Source organism: Neoroseomonas eburnea, assembly GCF_018129005.1.
Lineage (GTDB): Bacteria > Pseudomonadota > Alphaproteobacteria > Acetobacterales > Acetobacteraceae > Neoroseomonas > Neoroseomonas eburnea.
Map to the genome: position 1 here is coordinate 48325 of NZ_JAAEDL010000011.1, position 16825 is coordinate 65149.

At 71.3% G+C, this 16825-nt stretch carries 15 protein-coding genes; 13 read left to right on the plus strand and 2 right to left on the minus strand.

The annotated features are described in order from the left end of the window. Window positions 1-23 precede the first annotated feature (23 nt). From speB to GXW74_RS12715, 5 genes are all read left to right on the plus strand, one after another. Window positions 24-920, plus strand: a complete 897-nt coding sequence (gene speB, locus GXW74_RS12695; protein ID WP_211846882.1) for an agmatinase — start codon at window positions 24-26, stop codon at window positions 918-920. A gap of 935 nt (window positions 921-1855) precedes the next feature. After that, window positions 1856-3085: a type III PLP-dependent enzyme domain-containing protein gene (locus GXW74_RS12700; protein ID WP_211846883.1), complete on the plus strand. Its 1230-nt coding sequence runs from the start codon at window positions 1856-1858 to the stop codon at window positions 3083-3085. Between the two features lie 27 nt (window positions 3086-3112). Further along, window positions 3113-4519: a homospermidine synthase gene (locus GXW74_RS12705; RefSeq protein WP_211846884.1), complete on the plus strand. Its 1407-nt coding sequence runs from the start codon at window positions 3113-3115 to the stop codon at window positions 4517-4519. Window positions 4520-4674: 155 nt separating this feature from the next. Further along, window positions 4675-6738: an FkbM family methyltransferase gene (locus tag GXW74_RS12710; RefSeq protein ID WP_211846885.1), complete on the plus strand. Its 2064-nt coding sequence runs from the start codon at window positions 4675-4677 to the stop codon at window positions 6736-6738. Between the two features lie 278 nt (window positions 6739-7016). Next, window positions 7017-8720 carry an acyl-CoA dehydrogenase family protein gene (locus GXW74_RS12715; protein ID WP_211846886.1) on the plus strand — a complete coding sequence of 568 codons (1704 nt, stop codon included), beginning with the start codon at window positions 7017-7019 and terminating at the stop codon, window positions 8718-8720. 215 nt (window positions 8721-8935) lie between these two features. Here the strand turns inward: GXW74_RS12715 and GXW74_RS12720 are convergent, their stop codons facing one another. Then, complete coding sequence (locus GXW74_RS12720; RefSeq protein ID WP_211846887.1) at window positions 8936-9409, minus strand: STY0301 family protein; 474 nt, start codon at window positions 9407-9409, stop codon at window positions 8936-8938. Between the two features lie 88 nt (window positions 9410-9497). After that, a complete protein-coding gene (locus GXW74_RS12725; RefSeq protein ID WP_211846888.1) occupies window positions 9498-10442 on the minus strand; it encodes a mitochondrial fission ELM1 family protein in 945 nt (314 codons plus the stop codon). Between the two features lie 63 nt (window positions 10443-10505). Between GXW74_RS12725 and GXW74_RS12730 the strand changes: the two genes are divergently transcribed. From GXW74_RS12730 to GXW74_RS12765, 8 genes are all read left to right on the plus strand, one after another. Beyond that, window positions 10506-11228 carry an orotate phosphoribosyltransferase gene (locus GXW74_RS12730; protein WP_211846889.1) on the plus strand — a complete coding sequence of 241 codons (723 nt, stop codon included), beginning with the start codon at window positions 10506-10508 and terminating at the stop codon, window positions 11226-11228. Between the two features lie 41 nt (window positions 11229-11269). Beyond that, entirely contained in the window at window positions 11270-11935 is a 666-nt protein-coding gene (locus tag GXW74_RS12735) for a hypothetical protein (RefSeq protein ID WP_211846890.1), read from the plus strand. After that, the gene (locus GXW74_RS12740; RefSeq protein ID WP_246523284.1) at window positions 11932-13596 is read left to right on the plus strand and encodes a peptide ABC transporter substrate-binding protein; all 1665 of its coding nucleotides are present in this window, start codon (window positions 11932-11934) and stop codon (window positions 13594-13596) included. The genes GXW74_RS12735 and GXW74_RS12740 overlap by 4 nt, the downstream gene beginning before the upstream one ends. Next, window positions 13596-14021, plus strand: coding sequence for a VOC family protein (locus GXW74_RS12745; protein WP_211846891.1), 426 nt, complete (start codon window positions 13596-13598; stop codon window positions 14019-14021). Before GXW74_RS12740 ends, GXW74_RS12745 begins: the two co-directional genes overlap by 1 nt. Next, the gene (locus GXW74_RS12750; protein WP_211846892.1) at window positions 14018-14338 is read left to right on the plus strand and encodes a hypothetical protein; all 321 of its coding nucleotides are present in this window, start codon (window positions 14018-14020) and stop codon (window positions 14336-14338) included. The genes GXW74_RS12745 and GXW74_RS12750 overlap by 4 nt, the downstream gene beginning before the upstream one ends. Before the next feature lie 109 nt (window positions 14339-14447). Beyond that, entirely contained in the window at window positions 14448-15371 is a 924-nt protein-coding gene (locus GXW74_RS12755; RefSeq protein WP_338148223.1) for an ABC transporter permease, read from the plus strand. After that, window positions 15368-16204 carry an ABC transporter permease gene (locus GXW74_RS12760; RefSeq protein WP_211846894.1) on the plus strand — a complete coding sequence of 279 codons (837 nt, stop codon included), beginning with the start codon at window positions 15368-15370 and terminating at the stop codon, window positions 16202-16204. Before GXW74_RS12755 ends, GXW74_RS12760 begins: the two co-directional genes overlap by 4 nt. Before the next feature lie 140 nt (window positions 16205-16344). Continuing rightward, on the plus strand, window positions 16345-16737 hold the full coding sequence (locus tag GXW74_RS12765; RefSeq protein ID WP_211846895.1) for a hypothetical protein: 393 nt from the start codon (window positions 16345-16347) through the stop codon (window positions 16735-16737). Window positions 16738-16825: the final 88 nt, after the last annotated feature.

The following is a 16825-nucleotide window of genomic DNA, read 5'->3' on the forward strand; positions in this document are numbered from 1 at the left end:
GCGCGGCGGGCTTAACAGCACCCATGGCCACGCCCGTCACCTTCGCTGCCCCACATGCCTTCCTCGGCGCCCGCCCTGACGACCGGAGCGCGGCCTTCTGCGTCGCCGGGGTGCCGCTCGACATCGGCACGACCAACCGCGCCGGCACGCGGGACGGGCCGCGCGCCATCCGCGCCGCGGCCCGCATGCTGACCGACGGCCGGCACCCCGTGACCGGCGTCGACCCGACCGCGCTCGACCTTTCCGACCTCGGGGAGTTCGAGATCGCGCTCGGCGACATCCCGGCCAGCCTGGCGCGGATCGAGGCACAGGCCGCGGGGCTGAACCACCTGCTCGCCTTCGGCGGCGAGCATGGGGTGACGCTGCCGCTGCTGCGGGCGCTGACGAAGCGGCTGGGCGGGCCGGTGGGGCTGGTGCATTTCGACGCCCATCTCGACACCTCCGAGGACAATTTCGGCCAGCGCTTCGCCCATGGCTCGGTGTTCTGGCACGCCATCACCGAGGGGCTGATCGCGCCCCGCCGCATGATCCAGGTCGGCATCCGCGCCCCCGCCTGGCCGGAGATGTACGAGTGGACCCGCGGCCAGGGGGTGACGATCCTCTCGGCGCAGGAGGTGCATGAGAGCACCCCGGCCGCCGTTGCGGCGCAGGTGCGCGAGGTCGTGGGCAGCGGGCCGGCCTATCTCTCCTTCGACATCGACTGCCTGGACCCGGCCTTCGCGCCGGGCACCGGCACGCCGGAGATCGGCGGCCTCGCCTCCTGGCAGGCGCAGGGGATCATCCGGCGGCTCGGTGGGCTCGATTTCCGCGGGGCGGATGTGGTGGAGGTGGCGCCGTCCTATGACGTGGCGGAGGTCACGGCACTCGCGGCGGCGACGCTGGCCTGGGAATATCTCTGCCTGCTCGCCGACGGGCGCTGACCGGAGGGGCCTTGCCCCTCCGGGCCACCCCACCAAAGGCCGAAAGGCCTTTGGAAACCATCACCTGGCGCCGGGCACGGCGGGCATTCGACAACGTCGCAGCGCGTCGCGCGCGAGTGCGGGTTTCGCCACCTTTTCCAGTGGGCCGCACTCAATAGCGATGGCGGGTCCCAGAGGCCCTTCGGCCGATGAATACGACAATCGCGCACGGCGGCACGCTTCGGCCGGCCGGCCGACAGCGGTGCACGGCACCAGGTGCCGGCATTCCAAAGGGCACGGCCCTTTGGCGGGGAGAGGTCCGGAGAGGGGCGGCGCCCCTCTCCGTGCGCCACCGATGCGCAATCCCCGCGCCGGGAAGGCAGCGCCCCTTCACCGTTTCGCCGCCGATCGGGCACCCTCCGCCGGAGACTTTCCGGCGTCCCCGCAGAGGCCTCCGGCCGATATGCGCGTGGTTCATGGGCGCCCCGCGAGATTTCTCTTGATCCCTGGGGCTTCGCTGCATATTTTCCGGCCCGCGCCCCAAGGACGGGGCGCTGACGCCATCGCACGTGCCGCGAGGCCCGCGGAGCATTTTCAGATCGGGCGGAACGCCCGGCGACTTGGAAAATGCGAGACTCCGCATCCGGGCCACAAGCAACGACGGGACGCGTCCTTTGTTCGATCCGGCCATGCGTGTGGGCCGGAAGGTTCGAGGGAGCCGCCTGTGTCGCCTGTCCGCCGCCTTGCGATGAGAAGCCATCGCATCCGCCGCAGCGCCTGATCCGCAGCGCCGCGCCGCCGTCCCGTCCCCAAGCCCTCCCGGGCCGAGGGGAGCGCGGGGCGTCGTCCGTGGCGGACCGCCGGCAGGCTCCCTCATTCCCCGCCGCCGCGCCCGGCCGCACAGGCCCGAGGCGCGGCGGCGGGCGCGCCCACCCCTTTCCCCAAGGCCCGATGCGATGACCCAGATCCGCCCCCGTGGCGCCGTCGCGCCGCTGCGACGCCCCGCCGCTTCCTTCCGCCGCCCCACCGTGGATGCCGTGGTCGCCGCGCTGCGCCCGGAGGAGCCGCTGCACTGCCTGCGCCCCGCCGCGGTCACCGCCGCCGCGCGCGCCTTCGTCGCCGCCTTCCCGGGCGACGTCCTCTACGCCGTGAAGTGCAACGCCGAGCCGACCATGCTGCGCGCCATCGCCGCCGGCGGCGTGGCGCATTTCGACTGCGCCTCGGAGGCCGAGGTGCGGCTGGTGCGCAGCCTCTTCCCCGACGCCGCGATCCACTTCATGCACCCGGTGAAGTCGCGCGGCGCCATCCGCGCGGCCTGGGCGCAGCACGGCGTGCGCGACTTCGTGCTCGACACCGACGGCGAGCTCACCAAGATCCTGCAGGAGACCGGCGGCGGGGCGGGCGAGCTCGGCCTGGTGGTGCGGCTTGCGCTGCCCAAGGGGTCCGCGGCCTACGACCTGTCCGGCAAGTTCGGCGCCGCGCCGGCGGAAGCTGCCGCGCTGCTGCGCGCCGCGCGCCCGCATGCGGCGCGGCTCGGCCTGTCCTTCCATGTCGGCTCGCAGTGCCTCGACCCGGCGGCCTGGACGCGCGCGATCGCGCTGGCGGCGGAGGTGATCGCGGCCGCCGGCGTGGCCATCGAGGTCGTCGATGTCGGCGGCGGCTTCCCGGTCGCCTATCCGGGCAGCGAGCCACCGGCCTTGTCCGCCTTCATGGAGGCGATCCGCGCCGGTGCCGCCCTGCTGCCGCCGGGCGTGCGCCTCTGGGCCGAGCCCGGCCGCGCGCTGGTGGCCGGCGGCGCCTCCGTGGTGGTGCAGGTGCAGGCGCGGCGCGGCGATTCGCTGTACGTGAACGACGGCGTCTATGGCGCGCTGTCGGATGCCGGCGCGCCCGGCTTCCGCTTCCCGCACCGGCTGATCCGTGGCGGCGAGCCGGCCTCCGACGTCACGCGCGCCTTCACCCTGTTCGGCCCGACCTGCGATTCCGCCGATGTGATGCGCGGCCCTTGGGAACTGCCGGCCGATGTGCGGGAAGGCGACTGGATCGAGATCGGCCAGCTTGGCGCCTATGGCACCGCGCTGCGCACCGCCTTCAACGGATTCGACCGGGCGCATGTCACGGAAGTGTCCGATTCGCCCATGCTTGCCACCCCGGGCTATGAGGCTTCCGCGCCCGCGCGCGCTGCCTGACCACTCTCTCTGCAAGGAACACAGACCATGAAGCACGCCGCCTTCGCGGGCCGCCTGGTGATGCTCGGCTTCGGCTCGATCGGCGAGGGAGTCCTGCCGCTGATCCTGCGCCACATCGACATGCCGAAGGACCGCATCGAGATCGTCACCGCCGACGAGCGCGGCGTCGCCATCGCCGCCGAATACGGCATCGCGCACACCGTCCTGCCGCTGACGCGGGAGAACTACGAGACCGTGCTGCGCGCCCGCCTGTCCAAGGGCGACTTCCTGCTGAACCTGTCGGTCGATGTCTCCTCCGTCGCGCTCATCATGCTGTGCCGGGAGATCGGCGCGCTGTATCTCGACACCTGCATCGAGCCCTGGGCCGGCGGCTACACCGACCCGACCCTGACGCCCTCCCAGCGGTCCAACTACGCGCTGCGGGAAAGCGCGCTCGCGCTGAAGAATGGCGCCGGCCCGACCGCGGTCACGACGCACGGCGCCAATCCGGGCCTGGTCTCACACTTCGTGAAGCAGGCGCTGCTCGACATCGCGCGCGACACCGGCCACGACACGGCCGTGCCGGCGAACCGCGAGGGCTGGGCGAAGCTCGCCGCAGACCTCGGCGTGAAGGTGATCCACATCGCCGAGCGCGATACCCAGGTCGCCGCCGGCCGGCCGAAGCGGCGCGGCGAGTTCGTCAACACCTGGTCGATCGACGGCTTCACCGGCGAGGGCTGCCAGCCGGCCGAGCTCGGCTGGGGCACGCACGAGAAGGCCATGCCGGCGGACGGCAAGCGCCACGATTTCGGCTGCGACGCGGCGATCTACCTGATGCGCCCGGGCGCTTCCACGCGCGTGCGGTCCTGGACGCCGCTGGAGGGGCCGATGCACTCCTTCCTGATCACGCACAATGAGAGCATCTCGCTCGCCGACTACTACACGCTGCGCGACGACAAGGGCGCCGTGGTGTACCGCCCGACGGCGCACTACGCCTACCATCCCTGCGACGACGCGGTGCTGTCGGTGCACGAGTTCGCCGGGCGGAACTGGGAGCTGCAGGCCGAGAAGCGCCTGATGATGGAGGAGATCACCTCCGGCATGGACGAGCTCGGCGTGCTGCTGATGGGCCATGCGAAGGGCGCCTACTGGTACGGATCCCGCCTGACGATCGAGGAGGCGCGCAAGCTCTGCCCGCACAACAACGCGACCTCGCTGCAGGTCTGCGTCGCGGTGCTGGCCGGGATGGTCCACGCGATCGAGAACCCGAACGCCGGCGTGCTGGAGGCGGATGAGCTCGACCATGCGCGGGCGCTCGAGATCTGCCTTCCGTATCTCGGCGAGATGGCCGGCGTCTATTCGGACTGGACGCCGCTGCAGGACCGCGGCGCGCTGTTCCCGGAGGAGGTCGACACCGCCTGCCCGTGGCAGTTCGCCAATTTCCGCGTGACCTGAACATCGCGGCGCCCCTGCCGGCTGTCCGGCCGGCAGGGGCCGCCTTTCCCCGAGGCACCGAAGCCTCGCTGCGGGAGCGGCCCCGGGGAGCAGCAGGCCGGGAAGGAGGTCCCCGGAGATCCGAGGCCGCGCTTCGGGCCGATGCCGGAAACATCTTGATCTCCCTGCGCCTCCTCGCGATCAATGTGCAAAACGAGGCGCTGACCATGTCCTCGCTCGCCACCGGGCACGATGTCGCCGATTTCGAGGCGTCCGCTTGCGTCTACACCACCCTGATCGGCAACTACGAAACGCTCAACGAGCAACCGGTCGCCGCGGCCTCGAAGCTGCGCTTCATCTGCCTCACGGATGATGCGTCGCTGCGCAGCGGGAGCTGGGAGATCCGCCTCGTCGAGCCGGTCTTCGCAAGCGATCCCATCCGGAGCCAGCGCGACCTCAAGATCCGTCCGCATCTCCACCTGCGGGAGTTCGCGCGCTCGCTCTACATCGACAACAGCGTCATCCTGAAGGCGCCACCGGCGACGCTGTTCGAGCTGGCCGACGCATCGAAGGAGGGGTTCCTCATGCCCCCCCACAGCTACCGCGAGACCGTGCTGGACGAGTTCCTCGAGGTCTCGCGCCTCGGCTTCGACGACAACACGCGGATCTACGAGCAACTGAACCACTACATGCTGAGCCATCCGGAGATGCTGCAGGAACGCCCCTGGTGGACGGCGATCATGGTGCGGAACCACCGCGACCCCGCGACCTGCGCGGCGCTCGAGGCCTGGGCGCTGCATGTCATGCGCTATTCGCGGCGGGACCAGCTCTCGGTGAATTTGGCGCTCCGTTCCGCAGGCATCCGGCCGGCGCCGTTTCAGATCGACAACCTCGCCTCGGAATTCCACAGCTGGCCGCATGCGCCCGCCCGCGACAGGCAGCGCGGGGAGCGGAACACCGCGCTGAGCATGATGCCTCTCGCCGCGCGCCTACGCCTCGTCGAGCAGCGGCTCGGCGAGAGCGAGAAGACCGCAGCCGATCTCGCCGCCACCGCGGAGCGGCGGCTGAGGGAGAGCGAGCAGGCAGCGACGGCCCTTGCCGCCATGGAGCAGCGGCTGAGGGAGAGCGAGAAGACCGTGGCCGCCCTCGCGCATGTCGAACAGCGCCTCCAGGAAAGTGACCGGCGGCTGATCGAGAGCGAGCGGAGGCTGCATGAGTACGAGCAGCGGCTCCGTGAGAGCGAGCAGCGGCTCCACGAGAGCGAGCGGAGGCGCGATGAAGGCGAGCAGGCGGCAGCCGCCCTCGCCGCGGCCCGCGACGCCTTGCTGCACTCCACGAGTTGGCGGATCACCGCGCCGCTGCGCTGGCTCAAGGGCCGGGCGTCCGACGCCCTCCGCGCCGGCCCGCCCCCGGTGTCGCCCCCGGTGTCGCCCCCTGCCGGGACCGGTCCGGTACCGCAGGACCCATCGCCCGTCGCCGAGCGCCCCGCCGCCCCGCCGGATCGTGTCCTCACCCAGGCAGGGCACTGGATCCACGTCGATCCGGACGATCCGCGCGGGCGGGCCCTGGTGAAGGCCGGCGGCTCCCTCAATCCGCCGACGCTTGCCGCCTGGCAGCTTCTCCTGGCGGAAGGCGGCTGGACACATGTGATCGATGTCGGGGCGAACTACGGCGAGATGCTCGTTCATGGCGGCCTGCCGCCGGGGGCGCAGGTCATCGCCTTCGAACCCAGCGCCGCCATCCGCAGCCGGCTGGAGCGGACCCTCGGGGAGGCGGGCATCGACGCCGTCATCAGCGATGCCGCGCTGTCGGATGCCGAAGGGACGGGCGCGCTGCTGATCGATCCATTGTGGTCAGGCACGACGCGGCTGGCGCATCCGGTAGAGGAGGGCGCGATCCCGGTCCGCACCACGACGCTCGGTGCCGTGCTCCGCGACACCGGGGCCGCGATGCCTGCCCTCCGCCCCCTGGTGAAGATCGATGTCGAGGGCCACGAGACCGAGGTTCTGCGCGGCGTCATGCGGGATCTGCCGGAACTGGGTGGCTTCGCCGCGCTCGTCGAGGTGCTGCATGCATCGCCGGCCGATCTGGAGTGGATCGAGCAGACCTTCGATATCGAGGTGCTCCGGCTCGGCACACCGGGCGGGCTCGAGGCCGCGCCGCGGGGACGGCTGCGGGAGATGCTCGCCAGCGACGCCTATTACGGCCAGGACGTCGTCCTGCGCCGCAGGAAGTCCTGACATCTACCGCACGGGCCGCTGACGACGGCCTGAGGCACGCCGCGCAAGCCGATCGATACGCGCCGCCGCCTGCCGCGGCGCCCAAGCCGGTTGGCGGTTCGCGAACGTCCAGGGCGTGTCACGCCGCCCTTCCCTGGGCCTCCCGGCCAGCCGGCGAAGCGCCCATTGAACCCACGGTTTCCAAAGGCCTTTCGGCCTCTGGCGGGTGGGGCTTGGGGAGGGCGGCGCCCTCCCCAATCCGTCCCCCGCGGCGTATCCTGCCTTCAAAGGAGACGCCCATGACCATCATCCGCCCGAACCGCCCCGCCCCCGTGGGCGCCGAGGCCGTGCCCGACAGCCACGGCCTCAACCTGTTCCGCGCGGACCCGATGCTCGCGGCGCTGCTGCCGCTCTACCTGCCGCGTGACCTGCTCGATCACCTGGCACCGCACCTGGACCGTCTCGGTGGCCTTGCCGGCGGCAGGCTGGCGGAGCTGGCGGCAACGGCCGACGTGAATCCGCCCGTGCTGAACATGCGCACGCGGCGTGGCGAGGATGCGCAATCCATCGCCTATCATCCCGCCTATCGCGACCTGGAACGCACCGCCTTCGGCGACTACGGCCTGGCCGCGCTGTCGCATCGCGGCGGCGTGCTGGACTGGCCCGCGCCGATGCCGGCGGCGGCGAAATACGCCATCACCTACCTGTTCGTGCAGGCGGAGTTCGGCCTGTGCTGCCCGGTCTCGATGACCGACAGCCTGACGCGCACGCTGCGCAAGTTCGGCGCACCGGCGTTGATCGACCGCTACCTGCCTGCACTGACCTCGCAGGACATGGACGAATTGTTCCAGGGCGCGATGTTCATGACGGAACAGGGCGCGGGATCGGACATCGCCAACACCGCGGTCACCGCCGCGCCCCTGCCGGACGGCGCCTGGGCGCTGACCGGCGACAAGTGGTTCTGCTCCAACGCCGATGCGGAGCTCGCCATGGTGCTGGCGCGGCCCGAAGGCGCGCCGCCGGGCATCAAGGGGGTGTCGCTCTTCCTGCTGCCCCGCACCCTGCCGGACGGCACACCGAACCGCTACCGCATCGTGCGGCTAAAGGAAAAACTGGGCACCCGGTCGATGGCCTCCGGCGAGATCAGGCTGGAAGGTGCTGTGGCCTGGATGATCGGCGAGCCTGGCGCCGGCATGCGCCAGATGGCCGACATGGTGAACAACTCCCGCCTCTCGAACGGCGTGCGCGCCGCCGGGATGATGCGCAAGGCGGTGACGGAGGCGCTCTACATTGCCCATCGCCGCATCGCCTTCGGTACGCCGATCGTCGCCCTGCCGCTGATGCGCCGCCAGCTCGCGAAGATGCTGGTGCGCGCGGAGCAGGCACGGACCATGGTGTTCCAGACCGCCGAGGCGCTGCGCCGTTCCGACGCCGGCGAGCCCGGCGCCTACGCCCTGCTGCGCATCCTGACGCCGCTTATCAAGTTCCGCGCCTGCCGCGATGCGCGCGTCGTCACCGGCGATGCGATGGAGGTGCGCGGCGGCTGCGGCTACATCGAGGACTTCCCCGATGCGCGCCTCGTGCGCGATGCGCATCTCGGCTCGATCTGGGAGGGCACCAGCAACATCGTCGCGCTCGACGTGCTGCGCGCCGCGGCGCGGGAGGGGTCGCTTGAGGCGTTGGAGGCGCATCTCGCCGGCCTGCGCGCCGCGACGCCCGATCCGCTGCCGGGGCTGGAGGAGGCGACGGGCCGCGCCTTCGCCCTGGCGCGCCATGCCGGCGGCGAGGGCGGCGCGGAACTCGCCCGCCAGGCGGCGACCGCGCTCTACAACCTGGCGTCGGCCACCGCCATGGCGTGGGAAGCCGCGCGCGCGGACCTGCCGCAGCGGCGCAGCCTTGCCGCCATGGTGCTGACGCACCGCGTGCTGCCGCGCGACCCGCTGGCGCCGGCGCCGGAGGAGATCGGCGACGCGCTGTTGCCGGACCCGGGCGAAGGACGCTGAAGGCCGGAGGGGCGCCGCCCCTCCGGACCACCCCGCCAAAGGCCCGGGGCCTTTGGAAACCGTCACCTGGCATCGCGCGCCAATGTCGAACCCGCACCCGCGCACCGCCCGCGCCGTGACGATCCGGCATGCCTGCGATGCCCGGCGCCAAGAAAAGGTTCCCAAAGGCCTTTCGGCCTTTGGCGGGTGAAGTTTGGGGAGGGCAGAGCCCTCCCCTACCTGCAGACCGCCCGCACCTGCTCCGGCCCGCTGACGAAACGCCCGTGCCGCATGCCCCGGCTGTTCTCGCGGAAGCCGCTCACTTCGCATTGCCTGGCGGCGGGCGGCACCGCGGCCATCAGCCCGGACTCCAGCCCCTCGTAGCGGCAGACCAGCCGGTAGGGCTGCTGGTTGCCGCCAAGGTCCCACCATTCCCGCCGGGTGCGCGGGTCCTGGTCGGGTCGGAGCTGCACGCGGTCGGCCGGGTCGCCCTCGAAGAGGTCGGCGCCGCGCAGCCAGTGGCGCTGGCGCTCGGGCCGCACCTCCCAGCCCATGGGGGCGCGCAGCCGGTCGCCGGGGTCGACCTCCACCGACGGCGGGCAGGCGATCAGCGGAATGGCGGGCGGTGCGGCCGGCGGGCGCTGGCGCTGCTGGGCCTGCGCCCCGGCAGCGGTCAGCCCGAGCAGGGCAATGGCAAGGGCGATGCGCATGGCGTTCCTTCCTTTCCCCGCCGATCCGCGGCGGGACCGCGCATCTTGTTGCGCCGGCGGTCAGGCCGCCAGCCCCGCTCCGGCAGGATCAAGGCGCGAGCAGACGCTCCGCCACCTCGAAGGCGACGCGCCCGGTCTCGTCCAGCGGCTCGCGGGTGAAGGGGGTTGGCGCCTCGGCCAGCGGGCGGGCCTGGCCGGCGGCGTAGATGCTCTCGTGCAGGCGCCGGTGGCGCTCCCCGAGGCCGCCCGGATCGGCGATGAAGACCGGCACCCGGGTCGCCAGCGCCTCGGAGATCATCGAGACGGAATCCCCGGTGACCACCACCGCATCGGCCCAGGCGAGCATCCCGGCATAGGGGTTGGGCCCGCCATCCCCCCAGCGGCGCATGTGGTGCGGCAACGGGCCGAGCAGCTCGGCCACCGCCGCTTCCGCCGGCCGACCGGTGCGGCGGGACCCGGTGGCGAGCACGCTGCCGGCGAAGCCCGCGACCTGGCGGGCGATGGCGGCGGCGGTCTCGGGCGCCATGCCCTCGCCGCGCGGCGGGCCGCCAAGCAGCAGGGCGATGCGCGGGCCCGGGAATTCCCCGAACATGGCCCATTCCTCCCGCGCCGCGTCGAGCCGCGCGGGGGACATGCGATGGGTCGCGCCGAGGATGGGCAGGATGTTGCGCGCCGCCGGCGGCGAATCGTGGTGGCCGACGACCAGCAGGTCGAAGCGGTGCTCGGCGAAGTGCGGGCGCATGCAGTGGACGGTGCGCACCCCCCGGGCCGCCAGCCACAGCGCAGCCGGCGCGCTGCGCCGCCCGGCGGAGATGGCGAGGTCCGGCCAGGACCCGGCGAATTCCCGCCGCGCGGCCCCCGCCAGCCCGGCCAGGGTCGCCCAGCGCAACGGCAGGCGGGCCAGCGGCCCCCATTCCAGCGGTACGGTCCGGAAGGGCCGGCCCAGGCGTTCGGCGATGCCCAGCGCCTGGGCCGCCGTCCCGGCCCGGGGGTCGGCCAGCACCCAGATGCGCCCCGCGGTCGCCTCCGTCATGGACGCGGCCCGTCCCGCCGACTACCAGAGGGGGAAACGGGACCACCACCAGGACGAACCACCATGACCGCGCTGCACGCCTCCGACTGGGACCGCGACGCCGCCCTGACCACCGCGCGCATCCTGCTCGAGATCAAGGCCGTCAACTTCCGCCCCGAGGAGCCCTACACCTTCACGAGCGGCTGGAAGAGCCCCGTCTATATCGACTGCCGCAAGATCATCTCCTTCCCCCGGGCGCGCAACCGCATCATGGAACTGGGCGTCGAGAAGATCGGCCGGCATGTCGGCTATGAATCGATCGACATCGTGGTGGGCGGCGAGACGGCCGGCATCCCCTTCGGCGCCTGGATCGCCGACAGGATGATGGCGCCCATGGCCTATGTGCGGAAGAAGCCGAAGGGCTTCGGGCGCAACGCGCTGATCGAGGGCGAGGTGCCGATCGGCCAGCGCACCCTGCTGGTCGAGGACCTGACCACCGATGGCGGCTCCAAGATCCGCTTCGCCAATGCGCTGCGCGAGGCGGGCGCGATCTGCGACCACACCTTCGTGGTGTTCTACTACGGCGTCTTCCCCGGCTCCTTCGAGAAGCTGAAGGACATGGGGCTGAACCTCCACCACCTCTGCACCTGGTGGGATGTGCTCGAGGTCTGCCGGGAACGGCCCTATTTCAGCGAGGCCGCGCTGAAGGAGGTGCGGAAGTTCCTGGAAGACCCCGTGACCTGGTCGAAGGCGCATGGCGGGATCGGCAGCGCGGAGGAGGCGAAGCCGAAGGACGCGGCGGAGTGAATGCGAGCGGGAGGACATCGCGTCCGTTCGAACGTGAGTGGATGCTGTCCTCCTGCGCCACCTACCGCGTCGAGAGTACCCGCAAGGGTAGAGACGAGGTCTTAGACTTCGACCGCACCGTACCCCCACGTGGACGCGGTCGCGAGAACTGGCATAGGGAACGCTTCTGTATCCTCAACCTGCTCGCGCATCTCCAGTGCCAGACGCCCAGCCTCTTTCCCGCCGAACTCGTTCGCCAGCAAGCACCTGACTTCTTGCTTCGCCCCACTGTCGTACACAGCCCGATCGCCATCGAACACACTGACGCGGGCGCCCATGAGTACCAATGCGTCCTGGACGAAGACGCTGAACGAGACGAGCGCGCTCCTGTGACCATTGGCGCGCGCCGCTCCGATACCGGTCAGCATGCCAAGTTTGATGGACGGGTCAGCAACGCACCGGAGCAATGCTGGTTGCAGGACATACGCGATGCCATTCGTCGCAAGTCCCATCTGAGGTGTTGGCGCAATGCGCCGCCAAACGCGCAACGCTGGATCTTGGCCTTCGACAATTCGGGGGCGGGCATTTTTGTTGACGACGATGCTGCGAGAGCAATGCTCTCTCAGGCGTTGTCGATCAACGAAACCGTTGGCGCCAAAATTCTGGCCTTTGCCTTGGTCAGACGCGATATGAGTGTCCTTCTGCAACACGCGGCAGCAACGGCATGACGCGCAATCGGACGCTCGCAACCACTCTGATGGTCGCCGTCACGACGCTCAGTAGCGCGCAGGCCCAGCCGCGCGACACGCTCACCATCGGCATCACGCAATATCCTTCGACCTTCCACCCCAACATCGAGAACATGGCCGCGAAGTCCTACGTGCTGGGCTTCGCGCGCCGCCCGCTGACGGCCTATGGCGCCGATTGGCGCCTGACCTGCCTGAGCTGTGAGACCCTTCCCTCGATCGAGAACGGCCTCGCTGAACGCGAGACGACGCCGGAGGGCAAGCCCGGCATCCGCGTCACCTACCGCCTGCGCGAGGGCCTGCGCTGGGGCGACGGCACGCCGGTCACGGCGGAAGACCTCCGCTTCGCCTGGGAGGCGGGCCGCGATCAGGCGACCGGCTTCGGCCCCGCCGAATACTACCGCAGCGCCTATGAGCTGATCGTCGAGGACCCGCGCACCGTCACCATCCGCTTCGACCGCGTCACCTTCGAATACGCCTCGGCCGGCGATTTCCAGCCCCTGCCCGCGCATGTCGAGCGCGCGCGCTGGCAGGCCGACCCGCGCAGCTACCGCACCCGCACCGCCTACGACACCGAGACCACCAACCCCGCGTTGTGGAACGGGCCGTATCGCATCGCCGCGGTGCAGCCGGGCGCCTCGGTGACGCTGGAACGCAACCCGGCCTGGGCGGGCGCGGCCCCGCATTTCCGCCGCGTCACCATCCGCACGGTCGAGAACACGCCGGCACTGGAAGCGCAGCTTCTCGCCGGCCAGGTGGACATGATCGCGGGCGAGCTCGGCCTGCCGATCGAACAGGCCATCGCGCTCGAACGCCGCACCGGCACCCGCTTCCGCATCACCTACCAGCCCGGCCTGATCTACGAGCACATGGACGTGCGCCACGACCATCCGGCGCTGTCGGATCGTCGCGTGCGCCAGGCGCTGCTGCTCGCCACCGACCGCGCGCAGATCACCGAGCGCCTCTTCGCCGGGCGCCAGCCGGTCGCGCATAGCAGCGTCAATCCGCTCGACCCGATGCATGACCCGGACGTGCAGCGTTGGCCCTTCGACCTCGTCCGTGCGCGCGCGCTGCTGGAGGAGGCCGGCTGGACACCCGGCCCCGACGGCGTCCGACGCAATGCCGCCGGCGAGCGCCTGTCGATCGAATTCATGACCACCGCCGGCAATCGCGGGCGGGAGGCGGTGCAGCAGGTGCTGCAGGGCATGTGGCGCGCCGCCGGCATCGAGGCGCGCATCCGCAACGAGCCGCCGCGCGTGCTCTTCGCCGAGACGCTGTCGCGCCGCCGCTTCCAGGGCCTGGCGCTGTTCGCCTGGATCAGCGCGCCGGAGAGCGTGCCGCGCTCCGCGCTGCATTCCGACGAGATCCCGGTCGAGGCGCGCAACTGGTCGGGCCAGAACTACGGTGGCTTCCGCAATGCGGAGATGGACGTGCTGACCCACACCATCCCCGAGGAACTGGACCGCGAGCGCCGCCGCGAGATGTGGCGCCGGTTGCAGGCGATCTATGCCGAGGAACTGCCGGCGATCCCGCTCTGGTTCCGCGCCGATGCGCATGTCTGGCCGCAATGGCTCGATGGCGTGCGGCCGACCGGGCATCTCAACGCGTCCACGCTCTGGGCGGAGGAGTGGCGGGTGCGCTGATGCTGGACCACGTCTCCATCACCGTGAGCGACCTGCCGCGTGCGGCGCGCTTCTACGATGCGGTGATGGCGGCGCTGCGCGTGCCCTGCGTGAACCGGTCCGACGTCGCGATCGGATACGGCGTGCGGAACCGCGCGGGCGATGACGGCCATGCCTACCTGTCCATCCGGGCCGCGGGCGCGCCTGTGCATGCGGATCGCCGCCACTGGTGCTTCCGCGCGCCGGATCGCGCCGCGGTGGATGCGTTCCATGCGACGGGGCTGGCGCATGGCGGCACGGATGACGGGGCGCCGGGGCTGCGGGCGCACTATCACGCGCACTACTATGCGGCCTTTCTGCTGGACCCGGACGGCAATCGCGTGGAGGCGGTGTGTCATCGAGCCCCCGAAGCGGATGCGCTGACGAAGGATGACGCACTGCGATGACCGCTCATTCCTGGTTCGTCGCCAATGTGATTTCTTGTGTGGCGTGGAGCCTGGATGTGACGCGGCACGTCTGGCGGCGCACCGATCGCTCTGTCCCGTTCCTCGAATTCGTCGTCGGGACCACGACACCAATGCGGTTGACCCGCGGCGGTCCGCAGATCCGGCCAGAGCAACACGGTCCGGAGCGTGCCCAGTATTGGAGAGGGCAGGTTGCGCGTTTCGGGCGCGTCGTCGTCCCCGGCATCGTGCTGCAAGTGTCCGTGGCCACGCTGATCGCTGGCTTCCTGCTCCCGCTAGTCACCGAAGAGCAGCCGTGACGCCACCTCCCGGCCGCTCCTCGTTCCGGTTTCCAAAGGCCTTTCGGCCTTTGGTGGGGAGGGTCCGGGAGGGGCACAGCCCCTCCCGTGATCGTGCTCAATGAGGCAGATGTTTCTCAGCCGCCTCCTCCAGATCGCGCTCACCCTCGCGATCCTCTCCTTCTGCGCCTTCGCCCTCATCGCGCTGATGCCTGGCGACCCGATCGAGGTCGCCATCGCCGGCGACCCGCGCCTGACCAGCGAGGACGCCGCGCGCCTGCGCGCGCTGCATGGGCTGGATCGTCCCTTCCACGAGCGCTACCTCGCCTGGGCGTCGGGCCTGCTGCGCGGGGAGTTCGGTTATTCCCGCCTTTTCGCGCAGCCCGTGGCCGCGCTTCTCGCCCCCGCGCTGCGTTCCACCCTCGCGCTCGCGGGCACCGCGTTGCTGATCGCGCTGATCCTCGGCGTGGCGCTCGGCGCGCTCGCCGCGTCGCGGCCGCGCGCGGCGCCCTTCGTCGATGCGATCGCCGTCATGGGCCAGGCCATGCCGACCTTCTGGCTCGGCATCCTGCTGATCATCGCCTTCGCGGTGACGCTCGGTTGGCTGCCGGCGGGCGGCAGCGCGGAGCACGGGCTCGGCCTGCATTTCCTGATCCTGCCGGTCGCGACGCTCGCCATCGCGCATCTCGCCGCCTATGCGCGCCACTCCGCCGCGAGCCTGGAAGCGACGCTCACCGAACCCTGGATCCGCACCGCCCGCGCCCGCGGCGCGCCGGAACGCGTGGTGCTGTGGCGCCACGCCTTCCCCAATGCCGCCTTGCCGGTGCTGCAGATCGCCGCACTCGATGCCGGCGCGCTGGCCGGCGGCGCGCTGGTCACGGAAACCGTCTTCGCCCGGCCGGGGATGGGCAAGCTGCTCTACGACGCGGTGATGGGCAACGACACCAACCTCGCGCTGATCGCGCTGCTGCTGGTGGCGCTGGTGACGATGCTGGCGACGCTCGGCGCCGATCTCGCCCAGCGCGCGCTCGACCCACGACTGCGCGAGCGATGACGCGCCTCGCGCTCGGCCTCGCGCTGCTCGTCGCGCTGGCGCTCGCCGCCGTCGCCGCGACGTTCGTCGCAGGCTGGCTCGGCCATGATCCCTTCGCGCCGGACCTGCTCGCACGCTTCGAACCGCCCTCGGCGGCGCATCCGCTCGGCACCGACGATCTCGGGCGGGACATCCTTCTGCGGCTGCTCTACGGCGCGCGGGTCTCGCTCGCGGTCGGGCTCGCCGCCGCGCTTGCCGCGACCGTCATCGGCACCCTGGCCGGGCTGCTCGCCGCCTGGCGCGGCGGCCTGGCGGATGCGCTGGTGATGCGCCTCGCGGACTTCATGCTGGCCCTGCCCGCCCTGCCGCTGCTGGTGCTGCTCGCCGCCGCCGATCCGTCGCGCATCGGGCTGCCGGCACGCGGCGAACCGGCGGGGGATGTGCTGCGGATCGTCGTCATCCTCGCGCTCTTCGGCTGGATCGGCGTGGCGCGGCTGGCGCGGGCGGCGGCGCTCGCCACCCTCTCCCGCGACCATGTCCGCGCCGCCCGCGCGCTCGGGGCGACCGAAGCGCGCATCCTGTGGCGCCATGTCCTGCCCGCCCTGCTGCCGCCGGTCGCGGTCGCCACCGCGCTCGCCGTCGCCGGGGCGATCCTGGCCGAGAGCACCCTCTCCTTCCTCGGCCTCGGCATCAGCCCACCGGCACCCTCCTGGGGCAACATGCTGGCGAATGCGCAGGAACTGGTGTTCAGCGCCCCATGGGCGGCGGTCTGGCCGGGGCTCGCCATCATGGCCACGGTCGGCGGTTGCACCCTCGTGGCCGACGGCATGCGCGGCCGAGGCGGCGGCGGATAATCCGGCAGACGGCCTCGCCTTGGGGACCGGAGACTTGTTCCGTATCAAGGCACGCGCCCCCATCTGTCCCGATGCTATGAAGGCGAAGCCGAGCCGGTATCGACGTCCCCGGCCGCAGGAGAACGGAGAGCAGTCACACCATGCCGCACAGACCCCTGACCCAATCCATGATGGACCTGCTCTCGAACATCAGCCTGCCCGCCGCCGGCCATGCAGCGCCCGGCGCCGACGCGTTGCTGACGGACCCGGCCACCCCGCTCACCAAGGCGGTCGACGGCTCCCATGGCCTGCTCGACGCGCTGCTGGGGGAAGTCGAGGAGGACCTGCGCGAGGGCCGCGCACTGGCGGCAGGCACGGCGCTCGGCCTGGCCGCCACGCGCATCAGCCTCGACGCGGTGCGCGGCGCCCCGCATCCGCGCCATGTCGAGTGGCTGGCGGCGCATCTGCGCACCGCCGCGAAGGAATTGGCCGAGGGGCATCCGGGCAAGGCGCTCAAGGCGGTGCGTCTGGCGCGGCTGGCCCTGCGCACCTAGAGCATATCCCGATCAGGCAAGGTCACCCGATCAGGGTGCGACCAAAGGAAACATGGCAGATCAGTCATTTCCCGGCCAATGCTGCGAC